The sequence below is a fragment of the Ulvibacterium sp. genome (assembly GCF_965228935.1).
Classification (GTDB): domain Bacteria; phylum Bacteroidota; class Bacteroidia; order Flavobacteriales; family Flavobacteriaceae; genus Ulvibacterium.
The window spans coordinates 3,980,775-4,002,304 of record NZ_OZ245846.1; the positions used below are offsets into that span (position 1 = coordinate 3,980,775).

The 21,530-nt window shown below is 42.0% G+C and carries 19 protein-coding genes; 1 reads left to right on the plus strand and 18 read right to left on the minus strand.

All coding sequences use genetic code 11. The features are described from left to right. Nucleotides 1-87: 87 nt before the first annotated feature. The 10 genes from ACO06Y_RS16905 to ACO06Y_RS16950 form a co-directional block, all read right to left on the minus strand. Entirely contained in the window at nucleotides 88-2,274 is a 2,187-nt protein-coding gene (locus ACO06Y_RS16905) for a molybdopterin cofactor-binding domain-containing protein (protein ID WP_422080185.1), read from the minus strand. Then, complete coding sequence (locus ACO06Y_RS16910; RefSeq protein WP_422080186.1) at nucleotides 2,271-3,767, minus strand: CRTAC1 family protein; 1,497 nt, start codon at nucleotides 3,765-3,767, stop codon at nucleotides 2,271-2,273. The genes ACO06Y_RS16905 and ACO06Y_RS16910 overlap by 4 nt, the downstream gene beginning before the upstream one ends. Further along, on the minus strand, nucleotides 3,767-4,231 hold the full coding sequence (locus ACO06Y_RS16915) for a (2Fe-2S)-binding protein (RefSeq protein ID WP_422080187.1): 465 nt from the start codon (nucleotides 4,229-4,231) through the stop codon (nucleotides 3,767-3,769). Before ACO06Y_RS16915 ends, ACO06Y_RS16910 begins: the two co-directional genes overlap by 1 nt. A gap of 158 nt (nucleotides 4,232-4,389) precedes the next feature. Continuing rightward, the gene (locus ACO06Y_RS16920; RefSeq protein ID WP_422080188.1) at nucleotides 4,390-5,145 is read right to left on the minus strand and encodes a LytTR family DNA-binding domain-containing protein; all 756 of its coding nucleotides are present in this window, start codon (nucleotides 5,143-5,145) and stop codon (nucleotides 4,390-4,392) included. 195 nt (nucleotides 5,146-5,340) lie between these two features. Continuing rightward, the gene (locus tag ACO06Y_RS16925) at nucleotides 5,341-6,099 is read right to left on the minus strand and encodes a LytR/AlgR family response regulator transcription factor (protein WP_422080189.1); all 759 of its coding nucleotides are present in this window, start codon (nucleotides 6,097-6,099) and stop codon (nucleotides 5,341-5,343) included. Then, complete coding sequence (locus ACO06Y_RS16930) at nucleotides 6,080-7,114, minus strand: histidine kinase (RefSeq protein ID WP_422080190.1); 1,035 nt, start codon at nucleotides 7,112-7,114, stop codon at nucleotides 6,080-6,082. Before ACO06Y_RS16930 ends, ACO06Y_RS16925 begins: the two co-directional genes overlap by 20 nt. Next, nucleotides 7,111-8,109 carry a sensor histidine kinase gene (locus tag ACO06Y_RS16935; protein WP_422080191.1) on the minus strand — a complete coding sequence of 333 codons (999 nt, stop codon included), beginning with the start codon at nucleotides 8,107-8,109 and terminating at the stop codon, nucleotides 7,111-7,113. Before ACO06Y_RS16935 ends, ACO06Y_RS16930 begins: the two co-directional genes overlap by 4 nt. Before the next feature lie 107 nt (nucleotides 8,110-8,216). After that, a complete protein-coding gene (locus tag ACO06Y_RS16940; protein ID WP_422080192.1) occupies nucleotides 8,217-9,644 on the minus strand; it encodes a hypothetical protein in 1,428 nt (475 codons plus the stop codon). A gap of 292 nt (nucleotides 9,645-9,936) precedes the next feature. Beyond that, entirely contained in the window at nucleotides 9,937-11,010 is a 1,074-nt protein-coding gene (locus ACO06Y_RS16945; RefSeq protein ID WP_422080193.1) for a DUF2911 domain-containing protein, read from the minus strand. A gap of 32 nt (nucleotides 11,011-11,042) precedes the next feature. Next, nucleotides 11,043-12,146, minus strand: a complete 1,104-nt coding sequence (locus tag ACO06Y_RS16950) for a hypothetical protein (protein WP_422080194.1) — start codon at nucleotides 12,144-12,146, stop codon at nucleotides 11,043-11,045. Between the two features lie 128 nt (nucleotides 12,147-12,274). On the opposite strand from ACO06Y_RS16950, the gene ACO06Y_RS16955 reads away from it, so the two are divergent. Beyond that, entirely contained in the window at nucleotides 12,275-13,528 is a 1,254-nt protein-coding gene (locus tag ACO06Y_RS16955; RefSeq protein WP_422080195.1) for a hypothetical protein, read from the plus strand. 30 nt (nucleotides 13,529-13,558) lie between these two features. Here the strand turns inward: ACO06Y_RS16955 and ACO06Y_RS16960 are convergent, their stop codons facing one another. From ACO06Y_RS16960 to ACO06Y_RS16995, 8 genes are all read right to left on the minus strand, one after another. Next, on the minus strand, nucleotides 13,559-14,662 hold the full coding sequence (locus tag ACO06Y_RS16960) for an MBL fold metallo-hydrolase (RefSeq protein ID WP_422080196.1): 1,104 nt from the start codon (nucleotides 14,660-14,662) through the stop codon (nucleotides 13,559-13,561). Between the two features lie 100 nt (nucleotides 14,663-14,762). After that, nucleotides 14,763-15,671 (minus strand): helix-turn-helix domain-containing protein, encoded by a 909-nt coding sequence (locus ACO06Y_RS16965; protein WP_422080197.1) that lies wholly within the window; start codon nucleotides 15,669-15,671, stop codon nucleotides 14,763-14,765. 51 nt (nucleotides 15,672-15,722) lie between these two features. Next, nucleotides 15,723-16,541: an oxidoreductase gene (locus ACO06Y_RS16970; protein ID WP_422080198.1), complete on the minus strand. Its 819-nt coding sequence runs from the start codon at nucleotides 16,539-16,541 to the stop codon at nucleotides 15,723-15,725. 199 nt (nucleotides 16,542-16,740) lie between these two features. Continuing rightward, nucleotides 16,741-17,175, minus strand: coding sequence for an SRPBCC family protein (locus ACO06Y_RS16975; RefSeq protein ID WP_422080199.1), 435 nt, complete (start codon nucleotides 17,173-17,175; stop codon nucleotides 16,741-16,743). 43 nt (nucleotides 17,176-17,218) lie between these two features. Beyond that, nucleotides 17,219-17,653 carry an SRPBCC family protein gene (locus ACO06Y_RS16980; RefSeq protein WP_422080200.1) on the minus strand — a complete coding sequence of 145 codons (435 nt, stop codon included), beginning with the start codon at nucleotides 17,651-17,653 and terminating at the stop codon, nucleotides 17,219-17,221. A 432-nt stretch (nucleotides 17,654-18,085) separates the two neighbouring features. Beyond that, nucleotides 18,086-18,637: a DUF4251 domain-containing protein gene (locus ACO06Y_RS16985; RefSeq protein ID WP_422080201.1), complete on the minus strand. Its 552-nt coding sequence runs from the start codon at nucleotides 18,635-18,637 to the stop codon at nucleotides 18,086-18,088. A 109-nt stretch (nucleotides 18,638-18,746) separates the two neighbouring features. Then, nucleotides 18,747-19,670, minus strand: a complete 924-nt coding sequence (locus ACO06Y_RS16990) for an EamA family transporter (RefSeq protein ID WP_422084191.1) — start codon at nucleotides 19,668-19,670, stop codon at nucleotides 18,747-18,749. A 273-nt stretch (nucleotides 19,671-19,943) separates the two neighbouring features. Then, nucleotides 19,944-21,497 (minus strand): vitamin K epoxide reductase family protein, encoded by a 1,554-nt coding sequence (locus ACO06Y_RS16995; RefSeq protein WP_422080202.1) that lies wholly within the window; start codon nucleotides 21,495-21,497, stop codon nucleotides 19,944-19,946. Nucleotides 21,498-21,530 lie beyond the last annotated feature (33 nt).

A 21,530-nucleotide genomic window follows, 5' to 3' on the forward strand; every position in this document is an offset into this window, starting at 1 on the left:
TAGAACCGGAAAATGGTCAAATCAAAATTCCGATTCTTCCATAATTGTGAAGTTTTCCGATTACGTATTTCCGGATTAGTTTGCTATCTAACCTGATAGTATGGGCAATTTTCGTATCCGCTTGCCACTTGCCGCAAATATGGCATTGGCAAGGGCCGGTGCTGCCGGCGGCAGCGGGGGCTCGCCAAGACCTGTTGGGGGTAAGTTGTTTGCAATGAATTCTATATGTATCTCCGGAGCCTCGTCCATCCGTATCCATTTGTAGTCATGAAAATTGGATTGTTCCGCCGCACCATTTTTAACGGTTATTTCACCGTAAAGTGCCGCACTTAACCCTTCAAGGATACCTCCTTCCACCTGCGCCTTCGCACCGGAGGGATTGATTACTATGCCACAGTCCACGACGGCATCTACCTTTAGAACGGTAACTTTTTCATTGGCATCTACGGATACGGTCACTACCTCGGCAACAAAAGATCCTGAGTGTTTGCAAGCTGCAAAACCCCTGCCCTGTCCCTTTGGCAAAGGAATGTCCCAGTTACTGTTTCGTCTTACTCGCTCCACTACTGAAATCAGGCGCTTTACGTCAAATGCATAATCGTCTACCACTGGGACCATTCTTGCCGGACCCAGGAATTTTAGAAAGTAGTCTATCGAATCCATCGTATTCAAAATGGCCAGTTCATCCAAAAAGCTATGTACGGCAAAGGCAACCGCAGAATGCCCTACCGAGCGCCATTGTCCCAAAGGAACATCACTCAAGACATGCCCATATTCAAATTGCAAATCAGGGATGAACCCTGCCGGGAACTCGTATTCATCCAATTCCGTTCCTGCTGGCCTCCCCTCCCGCCCCAAACAGGTCTTACGGGATGCATTGGCCAAAATATGTTGCCAACCGGTTACCAGACCTTCTTCATCTAAGGCGGCCATCATTTTCTGAACACTTGCAGGTCTGTACCAATCATGTTGTATATCTGCTTCCCTGGTCCAGGTCAACTTCACGGGCTTACCCGTTTTCTTTGATAAAATAGCGGCATCCATCGCATAATCCACATAATATCGTCTTCCAAATGCACCACCTATTCGGGGAAGATGAATTTTTATTTGCTCCGGTTGTAATCCGAACAGTTTGATCAATCCCTCTTCAAGCGCCCTAGGATTTTGTGTAGGTGCCCAAACTTCACAAAGATCATCCCTAAAATCCACAGTGCAGTTCATGGGCTCCATGGGAATATGGGCCAGAAATGGAACCTGATAGGTCGCTTCAAAACTTAGGGCTGCGTTTCTTTTTGCCCGATGTATGTCGCCATCCTTTCTTTCTATGGTGGTATTGGTCAATTGCGATTGGAAATGTTTGAATATTCCATCCGTATTTTCCTTTCGTGTACCGGAAGTATCCCAAGTCACATCCAGTTTGCCGGCACCCTTGAATGCTGCCCAAGTGGAGTTGGCCAATACTGCAATACCGTTCACAAAATTGGGACTGTTCGGCGCCAGAAGTCTTTCGCCATAGGCCGAATTATTCAGTTCCATAACATCAATGACACCATTGACCGATCTTGCCCGGGTATCATCATAGTCACCTACCCCACCTTCGAAAACCGGATTTTTTAGTACGGTGGCATAGAGCATTCCCGGCAGCTTTACATCGATGCTGAATTTGGTTTCTCCGTTCACTAGTTGTTCCAAGTCGACTTGGGGCATATTCTTACCTACTATCTCAAAAGCTTCCTTAGGTTTCAATTCCACCGTTTCCGGTAACGGTAGTTTTGAGGCCTCGAACAGCAGTTTTTCGAAAGGTAAAGCCTCCCCAGATTTGGAATGTACTACTTTGTTCTTGACCGCCGAAAGCTCGCTTATCTTTTTATCCATTTGCTTTGAGGCCGCCTGTATAAGCACATGCCTTACCTTGGCAGCCGCAGTTCGCATCAAATCCCAGTTTAGGATAATTGCATAGCTACCTCCTGCCCACTGTTCTTCGTAGGCTTTATCAAAATCACCTTGTACCACCTTTACCTTGTCCCAGTCCGCTCCGAGCTCCTCTGCCAGAATCATGGGCAGCGCAGTTTTGATACCTTGACCTATCTCGGGGTTTTTGGCGATGAGCGTAACCCACCCTTCCGTATCTATTTTAATCAACGGCGAGAATTCATAAATCGTTTCCGGTACTGTTTCGGATCCACAGGATTGTAGATAAACCCCTGCAACTAGGGCACCACTTGCAGAGGCAGTCAGTTTCACAAACGTTCTTCTGTCCCATGTTCTTTTCATATCCCGATTGGTTTAATTTCTTTTCCTTCAATGACCTCGTATACTGTGTTAGGTTTTAAATCCATTGCGGATTGCCGTATTTCTGACGGCCATTCAATTGTAACGGAATCAATTTTTGTTGAGGAGCCCATTCCAAAATGGATTTCAGTGGAGTTTTCACTTCCATACCCGGTTTCCCTGCTGACATATCTGGTCTGGACACTGCCATTATTCGGTGTCAGGGTAATCCAACTTCCTATACCGTAGCTGTTGGATGTGGTTCCCCTTAGTTGAAATTTGACCCAGTTATTAGTTTGGTTTTGGTTGATGTAGCAATCATTGGCTTCGGCTTCCCCTCCCCAATTGCATACATAGAGATCCAAAAATCCATCGTTGTTAAAATCCCCGGAAGCCGTACCTGCGGATATATGGCCTTCTATTGCAGGAAGGGTGTTGTATACTCTTTTGAACGAAAGGTCCGGTGCTCCCAAAAAGAAGAAATTCTGAATTTCGGGATACCCTTCGGTTCCATTGGCAATATAGAGATCTAAATGCCCATCGTTATTGAAGTCACCCCAAGTCTGTCCCTTCGAAGGACGACGTACTTCATATGTGGCTTCGCTGTCCTTCAATTTCTTAAAATGCCCCGTTCCCGAGTTTTCGTACAGCGCATTTTCATCCGAGATGGATACATTGGTCACATAGATATCCAGATCTTTGTCATGATCATAATCAATAAAGGTTACCCCGTAGGATGCATTTTCTTCATTTACCGGAGTACCTGTTTTCTGTTCTTCAAAGGTTCCTCCACCTAAATTTAGATAGAGGTAGTTGCGGTGTTTTGCCTTTACTTGACCTCCCTCCTTTCTTACAAAATTGGCTACGTATAGATCAGGTCTCCCATCACCGTTAAGATCTCCCCAGGCACAGGATCTGCCATCACCTTGGTTATCGTTCCACGGCCCATTTACGGATTTGACAAATACCCCTTTGCCATTGTTTACATAGAGATTATCATCCTCCCCGTCCCGGTTGACCACAAATACATCCAAATCCCCATCCAGATCATAATCGCACCAACAAGCACCTGGCGAATTGGTTCGATCAGTGGCCAAATCTCCGGCCATACCTAAAGCGAATTTTCCGCTACCATCGTTTAAATACAGCAGATTGGATGTTCCGAACTGGGTGGTAAAAAAGAGGTCCAAATCATGGTCGTTATCCACATCCACTGCATGAACGGACTCGCTCCAAGCGTTTACATTATTCTTGGTAATCGCTGACTTTATAAACTTACCTCCCTGATTAAAATAGATGGTATTTCCCAAAAGTCGGACTGAATCCACTTGATTGGCCACTACAATATCGTTCCATCCGTTACCGTCCAAATCGGCTATGGCCACACCTCTTGACCCTAGACGACTATCATTCAATTGGGTACGATGAAATAGAAGGTCTTGTCCATGGGATTTCATGGAGGTACAAACCAATAAGAAGAATAGCAATCGGTGCATTATTTGTTCCCTTTGCTCGCCGCCAGGTGAATGGCCTTACGTATTCTGGAATAGGTACCACATCTACATAGTATACCTTGCATTGCGGCATTTATATCATTATCAGTAGGATTGCTGGTTTTGGAAAGCAAATCGACGGCGGCCATAATCTGGCCGGATTGGCAATACCCACATTGTGGGACATCCAGTTCCATCCAGGCTTGTTGGACGGGGTGATTTCCTTTTTCCGATAGTCCCTCAATGGTAATGATGTCTCCCTCCAAAACGGAGGTAATCTGCAAACTACAGGATCTCACGGCGTTGCCCTTGTAATGAACCGTACAGGTACCACAAATTCCTTTCCCACATCCATATTTGGTGCCCGTAAGACCCAAGGTATCCCTAAGAATCCAGAGTAATGGTGTATCGGGATCGGCCGAAACGGTCCTTTTAACGGAATTGATGGTCAAAGTATAGGAGCGCATAAACCTGTATTTTAATTGTGAATCTATTGAAATCGACTGATAAAGAAAAGGTCGGCTACTACGTTATAGTACCTAAATCCATGGTTTAAACTTACCCAAATGGAGCGATGAAAAATAACCCTTGCAGTGAACGGACTAGGTTTTGATAGTGAACGGTGTCAATACGTCCTATCCTTAAAAAAAAGCGTGATTTCCTTAACAAAATTTCTACTGACCTTACGTCGTGTTCCGTCCTTCATAACCACTTTGAGGTTTTGGCTATTACCTCTTTCCAACTCGGATACATAGTTCACATTGACGATAGTGGATCTATGAATCCTTCTGAACATATCTTGTGGAAGTAGGTTATGAAACGATTTTAAAGGTTTCCGCATTACAAAAACCCCTTCGGTAGTACTTAATTTGGTGTAGTAGTTTTCAGCGGCCAACCAGTGGATCTGTGAAGGTTCGCAAAAGTACTTGTTGTTTCCCCTAGTCAGTTCCAATAATAAGGGAGGCGGTAATTCCTCCCCTTTGCGTGATTTTAGTTTGTCGATGATAAACCAGAGTAGCCCAATATCGATGAGCGTCCAAAAAATAAAGAAATAACGATATACCCCAAACCGGGAACCGGGTAACCCGAGATAGGGACTGAAATTTGAGCTGATAAAAAAGAACCATCCATAATGAAGTCCCACCCAAATTATGCATACTCCTGCTAGTAGTGGAATCCCGAATTTAGTTTTCGAAGTTTTTCCAACAACCTGTTTTATCAGTTTAAAGCCAAAAAACCATGGAATCCAAATCCCAATTTGCCATAGCAACACATAAAAAAGGGAAACTTGATCTCGAGTACTGTATTCCCTCCAATAAATTAGCAGTCCAAGAACCACTGCGATGGAAATTGTTACTACAACAAAATTTTTGGTTTTCATTCTATCTGGGTAATGGAAGGGAATGCCTTGATTTCCTTGTGCTATCCCATAAAGTTAATCAATGTAGCCAATAATCTAAAATGGGATTGGGAGTTGGATACAGACCATTTTCGGATTTTTAAACATTTGGTCAAACGGTTCTTTTGAATAAATCCAGACTTTAGACCGATCGTATCTTTGTGGTTACAAAGGTTATCAAATTCCTTCGAACCACTGCTTAAACTGCACCACTTTCTCCCTACTGACTATCAATTCGTTTTCAGTTTTGGGGTTAAGGGTCAGTTTCAACCGTCTATTGGCATACACCACCACATCCTCAATGGCGTTGATATGGACTATAAAACTTCGATTCGGACGTAAGAATTGTTTGGGATCTAATAACTCCTCCAACGATTCCAGGGTATACTCGATAAGATATTTTTTACCGTTGATCCGTTTTAAATAGACGTCCCGTCCCTCTGCATAAAAATAACCTATGGATTCTGTGGGTACGGAATGGATATGGTTGCCCATGCGGACCAGAAACCGATCTTTGTACGATTTTTTGCCCAATTGTTGTACTAGGCTACCAAATTCCGTAGCGTGGGAAAATTGCTCCCGCAAGGATTCCAATTTCTTGAGCGCTTGGGAAAGATCGGTAAAGGTAATGGGCTTTAAAAGGTAATCTATGCTATTTACCTTAAAGGCATCAATGGCAAATTCATCAAAGGCCGTGGTGAAAATCACCGGTTTTTTTACGGGAACTACGGAAAAAATCTCAAAACTCAAGCCATCGGTAAGTTGTACGTCCATAAAGAAAAGATCCACAGTTTCCTGATGCTCCTTTATCCAAGGGATAGCCGCATCAAGGGAGGTCAACTTCGCCGATACTTCAATATCTTTCTTATATTTTAAGAGATAACGTTCCAATTTTTCGGCTGCGAGGGCTTCATCCTCAACAATGACTACTTTCATCCAGTTTCAGTTTTGGAATTTCAACTATTTTATAAGGACCTTCGGTAACTACTTGTACTTCCCCATCCGTGTAAAATTGATAGTTCCCCGTAATGTCGCTAAGCTGTTCCGTTTGGAATCCACCTCTTAGAACCTCTTCTGGAACATATTGGATCAGAATCCGGTTCAAGTCTTCCAAAATATCAAGTTTTAAGTCCGCTTCTACAGAAACGATGGTACTACGTACTATCCGTTCCACTACGGTTAAAATGCTTCCGGGAACTACCCAGGTATTGGATACCTCTACCTTTCCCAAAGTTATTTTTCTAAAGGGCAAATACGAGAATAGCCGTAGTAATTCCCTTAGTGCCTCTTGTTCTTCCGAAAAGGGTACCAATTCCCGTTTTTTCTTGGCCAGTACATAGCGATATACCCTGGAAAAGTGATCCGACAAATGTTCCGCCCTGTTCACATCCTTCTTCATTAGGACTAGCAAGGATTCCAGGCTTTCAAATAGGAGTTCGGGATTGATACCCCTCTTGAACCTTTGGAAATCGACCTCAATTTCCTCCTTTGCCCTAATTTCCCTGGTAATGAGATCGGTGTTTATCTTGTATAAAAACTGATGGCTCAAGTACAATACCAAATAAATCAGGGTAATTAACGAGAATATGCTATTGAAAATGAACAACTCCCTACTATTTGGTGTATATCCAAGTACATAGGTAAAGTAAAGGTACATGGCGACCGAGACCAAACCGATACCGATGGCAACCGTACCGATAAGATGTAACGCCAATTTTAACACAAAATTTTTAGGGCCCGATGCACGTTCGAACCACAAAAGGGAGAGCCGTGCATATTCCTGTATAAGATAGGCCAAACCGATGCATACATATAACTCCTGACCCAAAAAAGTTTCCTGTAACTGCCCAATATTATTATTGATCAGTAAAATTAACAGGTATACCAAGCTGCCGCAGAGCAAGGGGCTTAATAACCTAAAGAGAGGATGGTGCACAAATAACTTTCTCACGATATCAGGGGCAAGGTTACGGTAAAATTCCGGTCGTCGACTACCTCTATGGATTTGTTGATCAATAGTTCATAGCGCGAGGCAATATTCTGCAATCCAATTTTTAAGGAATCCATTTTAGGACGCTGGTCGGTTTTCACGTTGGACACCCTTATCTTATCATTCACGACCGTCATTTTTACCTCCAAGGGTTGTGAGGGGCCCATAACATTGTGCTTTACCGCATTTTCCACCAGCATTTGTAAGGTCAAGGGGGGTATTTTGCTCTTGAGCACGTAATCGGGAAACTCTACATTAAGGTCGAAATGCTCCCCAAAGCGTGTTTTTATTAAAAAATAGTAGGATTGTACAAAGGATAATTCCTCGGCTACGGTCACTAAGGGAGACTCATATTTGTCCAGTACATATTCATAGGAGCCGGCAAGTGACCGTATAAATGATTCTGCTTTTTGGGTATCCTTTTGAAATAGGGAAGAAAGCGTATTTATACTGTTAAAGAGAAAATGTGGACTCAATTGTGATTTTAAGGCACTAAGTTGTAGCTGGATCTGTTTCCTTCTTAATTGGGCCTCCATTACCTGCCCTTTTGAATATGTATAGTAGGAGTGGACGGCAAAATAGATGATATTATAGATCAGTGCCGTACAAAACAAAAGAATTCCGATTTTAAGCAGGGTATCGTTTTTATCAACCTGAAAAAGGGATGATGCCCCAAACAAATGTCCATAGCCCCAAAGTATCCCCAATACCACAACTTGACCTATTACCGCATGTATCAAAATACCGGACAACAACCGTAATCCCGGTTGCTTTTTCCATGGAATTAGCGTACTGATCAACGGATTGCTAAAATGGGCGGCATACGATAGGATTATTCCCAAAGATCCACTTAGAACGAATTCCCATATGCTTTGGTAACCGCTAAAATTCACAAAGCCATAAAAAAGTATACCCAGTAGAAAACCTGTAAAAATCAGAATTAGGTGTATCCTCACGTTCGGTTGGTATAAAAAATCCCTATAAATCCACTTCATCCTACCAAAATACTCAATATTACGATTTTGTAACAGGAGTATTCGGGTAGTTGAAGTAAAGGCTCAAATTATTGAATGGCGCGGACAGCTCTTCCGTAATGTAGCTCCGATGAGATACTTCCACATGCATTTCTATAGGCCTCCTTAACGGCATCTCCCTTTTCCCGTACCGCCGGGGCATATGCCACCAAGGCCGCCGATTGATGATGATCGGAACCTATGCTCTTGGTGGCCGCAAGAATGTTGATCAACTGATCGGCGTTAAAACTTTTCTTTGATAGCTCCTTGAACACTACGGCTTGATGCATATCGGAACTCATCCCTTGTAAGGCGGAAAGTAATGCCTCCAAGTTGTCGCCTTCAACTTGCTGCTTTTGAACGGCTTTTTTCAATATTTGGGCCTTGTGATGGTCGGAACTCATAGTACGGTTGGCCAACCGAAACACGTCCGCCAAGGATTTGCCATCCAGTTTTTTATCCAATAAAGCGGAAAAAATATTGGCACTATGGTGATCGGAACTGATGTTGGACATGGATTCAAGAAGCGTGTTATAACCGCTCTTGGAAAGTCCGGGAGCCTTAAGTGCGGCCTTTAAGACCTGTTCCTTGTGATGATCGGAATGGATGCTTCGTGATGTGGTGATCAATATATTGATATTCTCGGTATTGAGCGATCTGTTTTTCAGTACGGTCAATAGCACTTGCGCCTTGTGATGATCAGAACTGATATCTTTGGCAATCGCAAAAAGGGATTTCATACGAGTCTCGGAAATGTCACCATCCCGTATGGATTTTTTGAGTACTTCCGCCTTGTGGTGATCGGAACTTATTTTACCTGCGGCTTCAATATAAGCGGCTGTTGTGCCATCCGTAGACAAAAATGTCTTCGTTTTGTGCTTAAGGATTTGTGCCTTGTGGTGATCCGAACTGATATCGTTTCCAATGACCTTCAATATAGCGATCAAATCATTGTTATTCGGTTTTTTGTCCAATAAAAGCCTGATATATCTGGATTTAACATGGTCGCTATGTATTTGTTCCACCTCTTGGAGTACGGCACGGGTACCTCCTTTTGTATGGAATCGATCTACCCGTTGTTCGGCCCCCAATGTAGATGAACGAACTATCTCTGGGAGTATTTCTGCCAGCCATTTTCTTCCCTCGGATTCGAAGTTTTCCTCAGAACTCCCCACATAATACTTCTTAATAAGCTTTCCATTGGTATCGGGTTCCATAAAAATGCGTCGTCGATTGCCGAATGCCGATTTTTTAACTTCCATATAGCCCCCTCTTGAAATGGCTACGATGTCCTTGTCATCATCCGATAATGTGATATCACCTTCGTATTCCAAGGAAAAACTCCTTTTATTTCCATTTTTAAAAGAAATAGTTGTCTTTCCGTTATTCTGGTTTATGTTAACGGAAGAGTAGTGTTTTTGTGCATGTGCCTCTCCAGTACTTATCCAAAAAAGAAGTACTAATAAATTTAATAGCATGCCGATGAAAATTTTAGATAAACTGATCATGATTGTCCGTTTTTTGATTGATGATAGGACAAAGATGGTGCAGATAGTTGTTTCCGGAAAATTAAATGTAATGAGTTGGACGATCTATGTAGTGGATCGTACAATCTAGGTTCACCGACATGGAAGGAATGAAAATAGAGCAAAATAGTTGCAGATTCTTTGAATATATTCCAGAACTACATGGAAGGGGAGGTATTCGTTTGATTCAATCACGATTATTGTATTCTCCTATTGCTATTATTCATTAGAATTGTTATTTCCATCATTTCTGTTCCAAAATCAATTTATTGGATAAATACATATAACGGGTATAGGCTTTGGATCTTTCCCCGGCATATTCATAGGCCTTCCCGAAGTGAAAGGTGGCCTTTTCCTGATTGTTGTCCTTTATATAGTATTCACCCGTGGCCAAATGGACGATATAATTATCGGGCTCCTTTTGCAACATTGCCGATAAGATGCTAAAGGTTTTCTCCTTATCCCCCTCAAGGAGCATAAAGCTAAGTGGGTAATAATAGAAATACGGGAATCCTTCCCCTAGGGCGATTGCTTCTTCCCTATATTTTTGACTTTCCTTTACCCTACCTTTTTTTTCCAATAATTCCGACTTTAGGATTGTGTTACGAAACTCCTTTTTGATATCCAATGATTTTTCTACATAATCCAGGGCTTTAACCACATCTCCAGGATTTTGGGCCAAGGCCAACTGTGCAATTTTGATATAATCGTCAACGGTCTTTTCCTCTTTGTTTTTTAAATCTGTTAAGACATTGGCGGTTACATCAACGGATATTTGGATACCGCACTTAACGTCCGACCAATGCAATTCCAACACGGCCGATTCCGGCTCACGGGATACAAAATCATAACTTAACCATTCCTGATAAGATACCTTTTTTGGAACAGCGGTTACGCGCAAGGCATCTTCCTCTTTGTTATAGCTAAAACTGCCCCAACTCTTCGAGTTTTTGGAGAAGATGTAAACCCATTCATTTTCTTTTACGAAAATATGTAGGCCATATTTTCCTTTCGGCAATGACTTCCCTGCGACCATTACATCATGGGTGAATTCTATTGTAGTATTTTCATTTGAACCGGCACGCCATGGATATTCTACTCCGTCCACAACAAAATCATAGGGAACGATTCCACCGAAAATTTTACGTCCCTTTGCCAAGGGGCTATGATATACCACGGTGACGTCTGTTGTACCAATACGTTGCGTAATGGTCGCCCTTTGACTGACCTTGGTGGCCACCAACATGTCCTGCGCGTTTGCACCATGGATTCCAAAAAACAAAAAGAGGAGGATACCTATAACAGCGTATTTTTTCATTGGTCTATGTTTTATCCTTATGGATTATTGCTTTATTTCGTTTTGACCACAGAGGGATTTGAGAACCTTCCCGTAACCAACCATCCGCCAAAATCTTCGGATACGGCCAACAGAAGCGTGTTTTTTCCCTTTTTGAGGTTTAGATATACGGCGTCGAATAGACCAACGGTACCTAAATAACGGTAGTCCCTAGATCTAAATGTATTGTTGCCCCGATATACGGGCTGTCCGTTTAAGATAACCACTACCCTGTCACTATACCCGAATTCAAAGAGTTTGGTTTGATCCTTGTCCGATGTGATGGTGGTCTTGGCAAAAACGGTGTTTCCGGGTTTGTCATCATATAATTTTACCTGCCTGGATATATTGGCGGCAGTTCCTTCCTCTACACTGATTTTTTTACCCCAGGTTCGACCATTGATAACCGTTTTAAGCGCTGTGGGATCCTGTATCAGTTTTTCCTCGAATTTATCCGATATCTCCCATTGGGAAACCAAGCCTTCAATCGATTTTCTTTCGATTGGTTTGAAGTTCTTGATTTCATGGTTTTCCCTATCGATGACAATATTCGCAATATGTAAGGCCTTGGCACCCCCTCCGGTAAATTGGATCTGTCCTTCCTTGGGTTTGTGGAACAATTGCCAAGAAAGATTGGGTTGTTCACTGTGGTTTAGATAAACCTGGGCCCTATCACCATCGACCACTATTTTTACGTGGATCCAATCATCATAGGTGTAATTATAGCGGAACGAATATTTAGGACCATAATAAAGTTGCCATGGTGCGATTCCCTTGGTCGTTGGGATAGCTTGATTGGCATCAGGATTGCCCGATTGGTGGGGGCGCAAATAAAAATGTTCGGAATCGGAATCGTTTACCCTAAAATATACCCCTGGAAATGCGGGTGCTTTCTTTAAAAAAATGTCATATTCAATAGTGCCATTCAAAAAAGAAGCATCCTTTAAGGTCATGGATCCGGCCTGAAGGTAAATGGCTTCCTGTCCTTTAAAATTCTCAAGTACGTAGGATTTCGCATTAATTTCCCAATGTAGTGTATCCAAAGGAATTGTCTTTTGGGCGTGGCCCAAACTAATTGTACAAAGTAGCAAACCGATATAAAACAATCTTTTCATCATATGAATCTAAATTTTAACACCTCGAAATTCCATAACCTGGCCAACATGGGAAAAACAAATTGGTTCAAGTTGGTTCATTCCTATTCAGGTTCTATTTTTTTGTGATCTTTGTACCATATGCTATACTGATGTTTCCGGAATACAAATTGGTACAAAAATGTTTACGACAGATTGAAGATGATCTCGGATGGGGCGCCTCTAGCGAGTGGCATAATGATATGTTTGTTGAGCTAAGCGAACAAATTCAAAGAAGCACACAGGTTTTGTTAAGTCCAACTACCCTAAAACGGGTATGGGGCAGGGTAAATTATCAAAGTGCCCCCAGCATTACTACCTTGAATACGTTGGCCCAATTTGCCGGTTTTCACAATTGGAGGGATTTTAAAAATGCCACCACTGTTAAAAAACCCTCCTGGTTTTCCCAAAAAGTAAATCCAAATCTTGGGATTATTATGCTGGGTGCGTCCATTATGACCCTTGTCTTTATTTCATTGTATTCCCTGAAGGGTTCAAAAAACAATATGGATGCCATTGATATCTCGAAAATAGGATTTACCAGTAGGCCCATTACCAGTGGTCTGCCCAATTCGGTGGTTTTTGACCTTGAATTAAACGGAATTCAATCCGATAGTATCCACATACAGCAATACTGGGATCCAACAAAAACCATAAAGCTAAGATTAGGGCAAAAACAAGCCACAGGGCAGTACTATTTTCCAGGTTATTTCAGGGCCAAACTTTTGGTGGACGGAACGGTTCTTAAGCAACACGACCTTTTTATTAAAACGGAAGGTTGGTTAGGTACTTTGGATTATAACCCAATTCCCAAATATGTTCCTGAAGATAGCATAAGACAGGGTGCACTGTCCTTTTCCCAATCCATACTCGAGGAAATAACATCAAACGAGCAACCTTTTTCCACCACATTTCATAGGGTAAATGATTTTACACCGGTTTCCGGGGATAACTTTACGCTTACCACCTCCATTAGAAATATATATCGGGAGAAGTGGGCCGTCTGCCAAAATGCCCTTATAATAATTTTAGGGACAAAGAGTACCCTAATCGTTCCCTTTTCCATACCGGGTTGTGTGTCCGAAATTGGGGTAATGATGAGCGATGTGTATATCAGTGGAAAGGAACACGACTTATCCGGTCTTGGTGTTGATCTGTCCGTTACCCGGGATTTTAAAATTGAGGTACGGAATAAACGGCTGAGGGTGTTCTTGGAGGACGAACAATTGTTCACTGGGGAATATAATGAATCCATAGGGACTATTGCCGGTATTCGATACCGATTTTTAGGCGCCGGAGAGGTATCTTACACCAAACTTACCGACCTCTCGGGTAATGCGGTAGCCATCGAGGATGATTTTGAGTAAATCCCTACGATTATCCTTTACGTTTTAGATTTAATCCTTCCACCACTTCCGAGAACTGTTCAAATGCTCCAGAAAAATGGATTCGCCAATTTCCGGAGTCACCAAATTTACATTGAGCTCCTCAGCTTTTTTAACGACCCTTTCCACAGGATCTGTCCAACTATGCAAAGCCAGTTTAAAGGCTCCCCAGTGAATGGGCATAACCCGTTTTGCATCCAGATCTATACCTACTTGGGCCGTTTCTTCAGGAAACATATGGATATCCGGCCACATTTTATTGTATTGTCCGCATTCCACCATGGCAAAGTCAAATGGTCCAAAAGCCTCTCCGATTTCTTTAAAGTGAGGCCCATAGCCACTATCACCGCTGAAAAAAATAGATTCGGACTGGGATTGTATCACCCATGAGCTCCATAACGTGCTCTGTCTATTATTGAATTTTCGACCGGAAAAATGTTGCGCCGGGGTACAGGTAAAGGTCAGTCCTTCAAATTTTACATCCTGCCACCAATCCAGTTCGGAAATACGCTCCTTCCCTATGCCCCAAGCTTGCAGATGCACCCCGACCCCCAAAGGGGTGTAGAACATTTCAACTTTGTCCTTTAGTCTTTTTATGGACTTGTAATCCAAGTGGTCATAATGGTCGTGGGAAATGAGCACCGCATCAATTTTGGGCAGTTTTTCGATTTCAATGGGCGTTTCCAAATTAAATCGATTTGCTCCCAACCAATCATGGGGCGCCGCTACCTTTCCGAACATGGGGTCTATCAAAACGGTCTTGTTATCGATTTGTAATAAAAATGCCGAATGCCCAAACCAGATTAAACGTGTGCTATCCCTAAAATCAACGATATCGGTCGAATCTATTTTTTTAACGGAGATATTCTGTTGTGGACTGCCGTTCGGAACCTTGGTAAAGAAAAACTTCCATGCCAATTTAAGTGTTTCCATAAAGCTCAAATCCTCAGGGACGTCCTTTTTGTTTACAAACTGCCCATTTTTGAAATTCTTCGATTTTTCATATTCTTCTTGAAGGGATTTGGATACGTCCCCGCCAAAGGACGGATAGAAGTTGACAAATACAACAGAGCCTAGAATTAGGGTCAAAATTAGGATTCCAAGGAATAGTAACATTCTTTTCAGGTATTTTAATAGTTTTTTCAGTGGTGCGTTATTTTATATTTTTAAATAGGTTATGTTTCGACTTCAAAGTCGAGATTTGAATACGACAATGTTAGTTCAGAATCCTATATTTTGCAGGACTCATTCCCGTTTTCTTTTTGAACAGTTTGCTAAAGTGCTGGGGATAATCGAACCCTAGGTCAAATGCAATTTCACTTATGGATCCTGTTGTTCCCAATAGTTTGTTTTTAGCTCTATTTATGATATAGGAATGGATATGGTCCCTGGCGGTTTTGCCCGTTTCCTTTTTTAACAGATCACTTAAATAATTGGGGGACATATGTAATTGCATTCCGCAGTACTGCACTGTAGGAAGACCTAGTTCCACAGGTTTTTCACTATTAAAATAGTCCCTCAAAAGATGGTCAAAATTGGAAATAAGGTCTTGATTCAAATTTGTACGTACATAGAACTGGCGATCGTAATATCGCGTACAATAATCGAGGAGCAAACCAATATTGGAAACAATCAACTTCTGACTGTGTTTATCAATATTCTGATTGTATTCCAGTTCAATTTTCCGTGCCAAATCCGTTAAGGTCGATTTTTCATCTTCGGATAAATGTAATGCTTCGTGTACATCATATGAAAAATAGGAATAGGTATCTATCTGTTTACCAAGCTCGGATTTCCGAATTAGGTCCGGATGGAACAAAAGCATCCAGCCTTTGGCATCCGTTTCAATCTCTTTGGATTCCGTGAACAGGATTTGGTCGGGTTTGCTAAAGATCATTGTACCGTTGGTGAAATCATAGGAATTCCTTCCATAACCCATTGAGCCCGAAACACCATCCTTTAAGGACACCATATACAATTCCAACATGAACCGAACATCCCCAAAGTCCGCATCCAAGGGAAAGTCCTTGATATTAATCAGGGAAACCAGTGGATGCTTTGGAGGTTGCAAACCCAATAATTGATGGGCTTGGGTAATGGAGCTAATGGTAATGATGTTGTTCATCGCTTTAAAATAAGAAATTTTTATGGCCAATGCTTGAAATCGACCTTCGCCTTATTTTATTTGGCTAAGAACTACCTTGTCAAAAATTCGGTCACCGAGATACGTACGTATCCAGACCATGGGTTTTGCAAATTTTCCGGCCCTATAGCGTGTTTTTGGTTTTTTGGCTTTTACGGCTTCCGAGACCAGTCCGGTAATTACCGATGGTGCCGAACCGCCTCCATTTTCGTACATATCCATAGTGGCCTTGGCCAATTTATTGCTCATGGTCTCATAAGGGGTGCCTTGGGCGCGCTCCACCATGGGTTGATACATCACCTCGCCGAATTCCGTATTAATGGCACCCGGCTCAATAATCACGACGTTGATATTGAATTGGGCCAATTCCAAACGGAGACAGTCGCTCCAACCTTCCAGGGCGTGTTTCGTCGCATGATACCAAGCACCCAAAGGGGTATACATTTTCCCGCCCATGGAAGAGGTGTTAATGATAAGTCCGTTCTTTTGTTTGCGCATATGGGGCACTACTTCTTTTGTAATGCTGGCCAACCCGAATAAGTTTACATCAAACTGCCTTTTTGCATCCTCCAAGGAAACGGTTTCCACGGCACCGTATACCGCATAGCCCGCATTGTTGAACAGAACATCTATCCTTCCTTCATCCTTGATAATTTGGGCCACCACTTTCTTTACTTGCGTTCTGTCCGTTATGTCCATTTGAATAGCATGGCCACCGGCATTTTCAATATCTTTCATAGGATCCATACGTCTCGCCGCCCCGTAAACCACATGTCCTTCCTTAATTAAGTGCAATGCGGCATCCTTACCTATCCCTGAGGATGCCCCGGTTATCAGAATTACCTTTTTCATTGTTATCGGTTTTGTTTCCTTTGGATTACGGTGCCAAAATTAGGAACGCAAGCTCATCCAAAATGAAACCTTTTACCGAATGACGTATACATTTTACAGATTCTGTGCCCTGTTGACTTTTTTCAAGTTCAGATGGAATTGGGAGAATGGTCCAATTGCTTTAATTGGAATTTTCCCGGAAGTAATCTGGTTGCGGAAGTTATTCTTCCAACAGCATTTTGATCCGTCTTAAATCCGCTTTATTTGCCCTTCGCACTGCGGCGGCCATTATCGGCCTAAAGAGTTTTGAAAATCCGGAGGGAACACCCTTGTTTCGTAGGGTCATTTTGGTAGTGTCAGGACCGATTTTTAGCCAGGAGTATGTAGTCTCCATAGGAAATGGCCCTTCCGAAGTTTGCATCACCATCTTTAACCCGGGGATAAATTCGGTGATTTCGTAAATGTAGGCCAATTGACGCCCCAAGAACTGTGCCTTGAAGGCAATTTTAGATCCCTTTGCCAAGGGCTTGGGCGTCTTCCATTCTACCGATTTAATATTGGCATACCATTCCGTGGCGTTCTCGGGATTGGAGGTATAGGCCGAAACTTTTTCAACAGGAACTTGGATTACGATTTCCGTTGTAACATCTACCATAAAAGCAATTTTGATGAAATTTCCGGATATTGAAGTGTAAAGATTAGCGATACCCTTCACTGCCATAGGCCTCTCCCCTTCCCGTTTGGCAATATTGGCGCAAGCTTTCCATATACCTGCCCCAGCTAAAACAGCAAGCGGCGTAGAAATCATTTTGTTCCTGCCATCCCATATGTGAAAAACGAACGCGAGTCTTTCCTTCGTTTTCATCCAATGAAAAAACAAAGGTATGTCCGAGCCACCCATCATTATTCGCCACGCATTCCCAAACTACTTTTTCTTCGGTGACAAGTTCAATTACTTTCATCTGGGGCCCTATATAGTCCCCAAAATCGAATTGGATATGTTCGCCCAGACCCGAGCTGCCCTGAGTCTGTACTGTCCACCAATTAGATAATCCCTCTATGGTAGTTATTGCTCGGAATATGTGTTGTCTGGAAGCATCAATGTGGAACAGGTGTTTTATGGAATAGGTCATGTTTTTGGTTTAAGACGAATTGGCCTATCTAAATTGGACAAAATTCAAATGTTTTTATCCTCTATGATAAAAACAGGGATTTGGAACCTACAAACAGCAACCTAACGAAACATGGACTATGATGCGATGTCTTCCTTTGGATATTTGACCTTTGGATGGATAGCGAAGTACGGAATATACATAACTATAAAACTTCTTTGGACTTTACTCGAAATAGGCTAAACTCTCCGCTATGTTCTGAATGGGGTTCCGCGCAAAATTTCCGCCCTGTTCCGTGCAGTACTATTGCAGGTCTTTGGTATTGTTATTGGTTAGTATTTGAATATAATCAATTGAACCATTTTCGGGTTCCTAAGTTAAGCGCTGATTCGCACCCACCGGGAAAATTCGCCTAAATAATAAATCTAATCTATACTAAAAACAAGTGAAGGATTATTCCTCGGAAATGGCGGCGATATCACCGCTGTAGCGAATCTGAAACCGCTGGGAACTGTTCACGCTAATACTGCCCGTCAAATTCGGAAACAATTTTAGGTTTACATTGTAATTTTCGGTCTCATCGTTGATTTCAAAGTGTACCGCATACGACTGATCCTTCCCGTCTTTGGTTATTTCGAAATCCCTCGGAATTCCGTCGAATTTTATGGCAGTCGTTCTGTTGTTATAGCCCCCTCCCATTTGTCGTTCCCCATAATACGGTAAGTAAGCGGAAACACTATCCCCAAAAACCCGCAAATAATTAGGGTTCCCAATAAGAGTTATACGGCTTCCGGCACTTCCTGGAGGGAAAAGTCCGGCATTACCAATACTATTTATGCTATTGGTCATCATGGGCATGGCCCATTCGGAAACAATTTCGAAAGACTTTTGGTCTACCATTTCATCCAGTTTCCTACTTTTTTCGGTAGGTTCAATGGTTTTGGACGAGCTTCCACAGGCCCAGATAATAAGAAGTAAAAGACCAATTCCTATTTTAAGTTTCATAATGTATACATTTGAAATGTTCTCCTTAAGATACTAACAATCCGGAATATCCGATTCTAAAATTTTCTTAAAATCTTAGGGGGTGATAGATGTATCTATGGGTCTTGGCTTAGCCTTTTCTAAAAAAATTGGGGCTTCTCACCTTCTGTTTGCTGGTATTGATAAAATACACGCCGGTTAGCAGAACGACTGCTGCAATTATGGACTGAAGTGTAATCTGTTCATCTAAAATATACCATCCCAAAATCATGGCTACTATAGGATTTACGTAAGTATTGGTAGCCACCTTTTCCGGAGAAACCACTCTTAGCAAGTAGTTAAAGGAAGTAAAGGCGATGATGCTACCAAATAGTATCAATAGAATCATTGCCAATTGTACCTGGGTTCCCCACTCCATTGGCGAAGTCCAAGTCTCCCCGAACGCCAAGCTTATTATAGCCAATAGCAATCCTCCCATAAACATCTGATACCCGGTGTTCACAAAAAAATTGGAAGGAAATTCCGCCCTCCCGACAAATAGGCTGCCATAGGCCCAGGATAGCATCGCCGCGAATATCATGCAAATGCCAGCAAGGGAATACTCTTGTTGTATGATGGTTTTTTGGCTTACCAGTAAATAAATTCCGATGATGCCCAAAATGACCCCTACCAAGGACATGGGTTGGATTTTTTTCCCCTGTAGCAACCACATGAGCAATAAAATAACCAAGGGTTGTGCCGAGATTTCCAATGCGGCGAAACCACTGTCGACATACTTTAAGGCCCAGACCACTATACCATTGCCGAAACTGAGAAATAGAAATCCTGCTATGGTTACATTTTTCAGTTGTCTTTTGGATATGCGTAAAGGGATACCCATAAATTTGGCTATGATAAAAACCAGTATCCCAGCCAAGGTAAAACGAACCGAAGCCAGCATAAACGGCGGTAATTCAGCTACGGCCATCTTATTGAGCAAGTAAGTAGACCCCCAAATGACATAGATCGAAAAGAAGGCCAAAAGGATAAGTGAGGTTTGCCTGGATTGGGCCATGGGAACGGTGCTATTGTCTAATTCTGTACAATAGTACGGATTACTTTTCAATAATTACATCCGTTTGGTTCAAATGGGAATTGATTAAAATGAATCCCTAAAAAGGGTACCGTAATTTATTATAATAAGTAATGTCAAATATTTGTATGAATATATATAAAACTGATTTATTTACCCTGCAAAGGCCTCATGATGTCTAAAATTTCAATTGTTTTTGAAAGCATCATCAAGCATCATCAAAAAAAGGCTTGAATCAAAATGATTGGACAAACTTCATGACTGGTCTTGATCAGTGTCGATCGCCTCTAAAATATCATCCAGAAAAGTGGCATCGTAATAATGGGGTATGATCTTGTTGCTTACGATTAAAATTGGGGTATAGAACAATTCGTTCTTTTTACACCATTCCCTGTGCTCTGCCAATATTTGATAATCCACATCAGTAAATTCGGCGGCATGCTCCCTTAAGAACTGGTCGGTGTTTCTATGTTTAAACCAGTCGTCCATCATTTTTAAGAATTCATCCGCTCCATGGGTTCGGTAGCTATGGATCATCGTTGCCGCTACATCATTCCGTTTTGAAGAGGCCCCATCGTAATGGTTCAGAACCAATTTGAAACTATTTTCGAGTCCATTTCTATGATACAGGTCGAGAAATTTTTCGAATGCATTCTTACAGAACCCACATGAGGTAGAAAGTACCAAAACGATTACCGGTTCAACATTAGGATTGCCAAAAATCAATTGCTCGGCTCCGGCCGTGGCGGTTAGTTCCTTAGTGTCCATCAACGCCCGATTTATAGTCTCCGGTGATCGCTTGAACTGAAGCAACTCTATATATTTGAGACTTAACGCATAATTTTGCGATTTAAGCTTCCTAAAGCTATGAACAACCAAAAGTGTACTAAAGAAAAGAAGTCCCAATACCGTTCCATCCTTCAGAAGAACGGTCGCCCCATCGGACAAAGCTATGTTCAAAGGATACAACAGACCAAGAATCAATGATGCCTGAACAATGATAATACTACTTGAAAGTAGGCATAGCCTGCACCAAGCCTTTAGGACAAAAGCTTGAATTAGAATGGTTGATACCACAAAGACCAGGGCAACGAGATAAGTGATAAGATGTACGTAGCCCAAGCCGACATTCAAAAGTAAAAGGCCCATTGTGGACAAGAAGAAAGCAAATAACAAATCGTTCAATGAAAATGCCCCTAAGTTGTAATTTTGGGATTTGAGTATTTTGTTACAACCGCTTTCCTCCTTCTGACCACATATTTTCTTTCCAAAATTTGTACTTCTATCTTGGGAGGTTTCAAAGATTTCATTGGAAATAAAAAGTCCTACCATACCCATTAAAAAAAAACCAAGCGCGTAAAAGTTGGGCCAAAGAAGCAGGGTAAACAACAAGGCCAAAGGGATTACCGACCAAGTCATCCATTTGCTTTGGGAAATCGTGGAGTTCTTTTCCTGCTCTGCCAAAAGTATAATACCATTCCATTTCTTCCCAAACTCCTCTTTAGTAATACCTACCTTATCCGCATTAAGATATACCTTACTGCCATTTTGCCTTACATGGGAGAAATAGGCTCCCCTTTCCGGGTCATCCAAGAAAGCCAAAAAGTGCTCGGGAAGCTCATTGATTCGATTTTGATCAATTTGTGCGGCTACATTGTTTATATTGAGAAAATTCAAGGTTTCGGACACGGCATACAATGAAGGTGTATGGGGGTGGCTAAAAAGTTGTAGTTCCAATTCGCTATGGGAAACTTTTATTCTTTCCGCCTTGAAATAGGAAATCAAAGCATTGAAAAGTGTTTTATCCATGATATTCCAGTTGTTAGTGTTCGGTTAAATGAA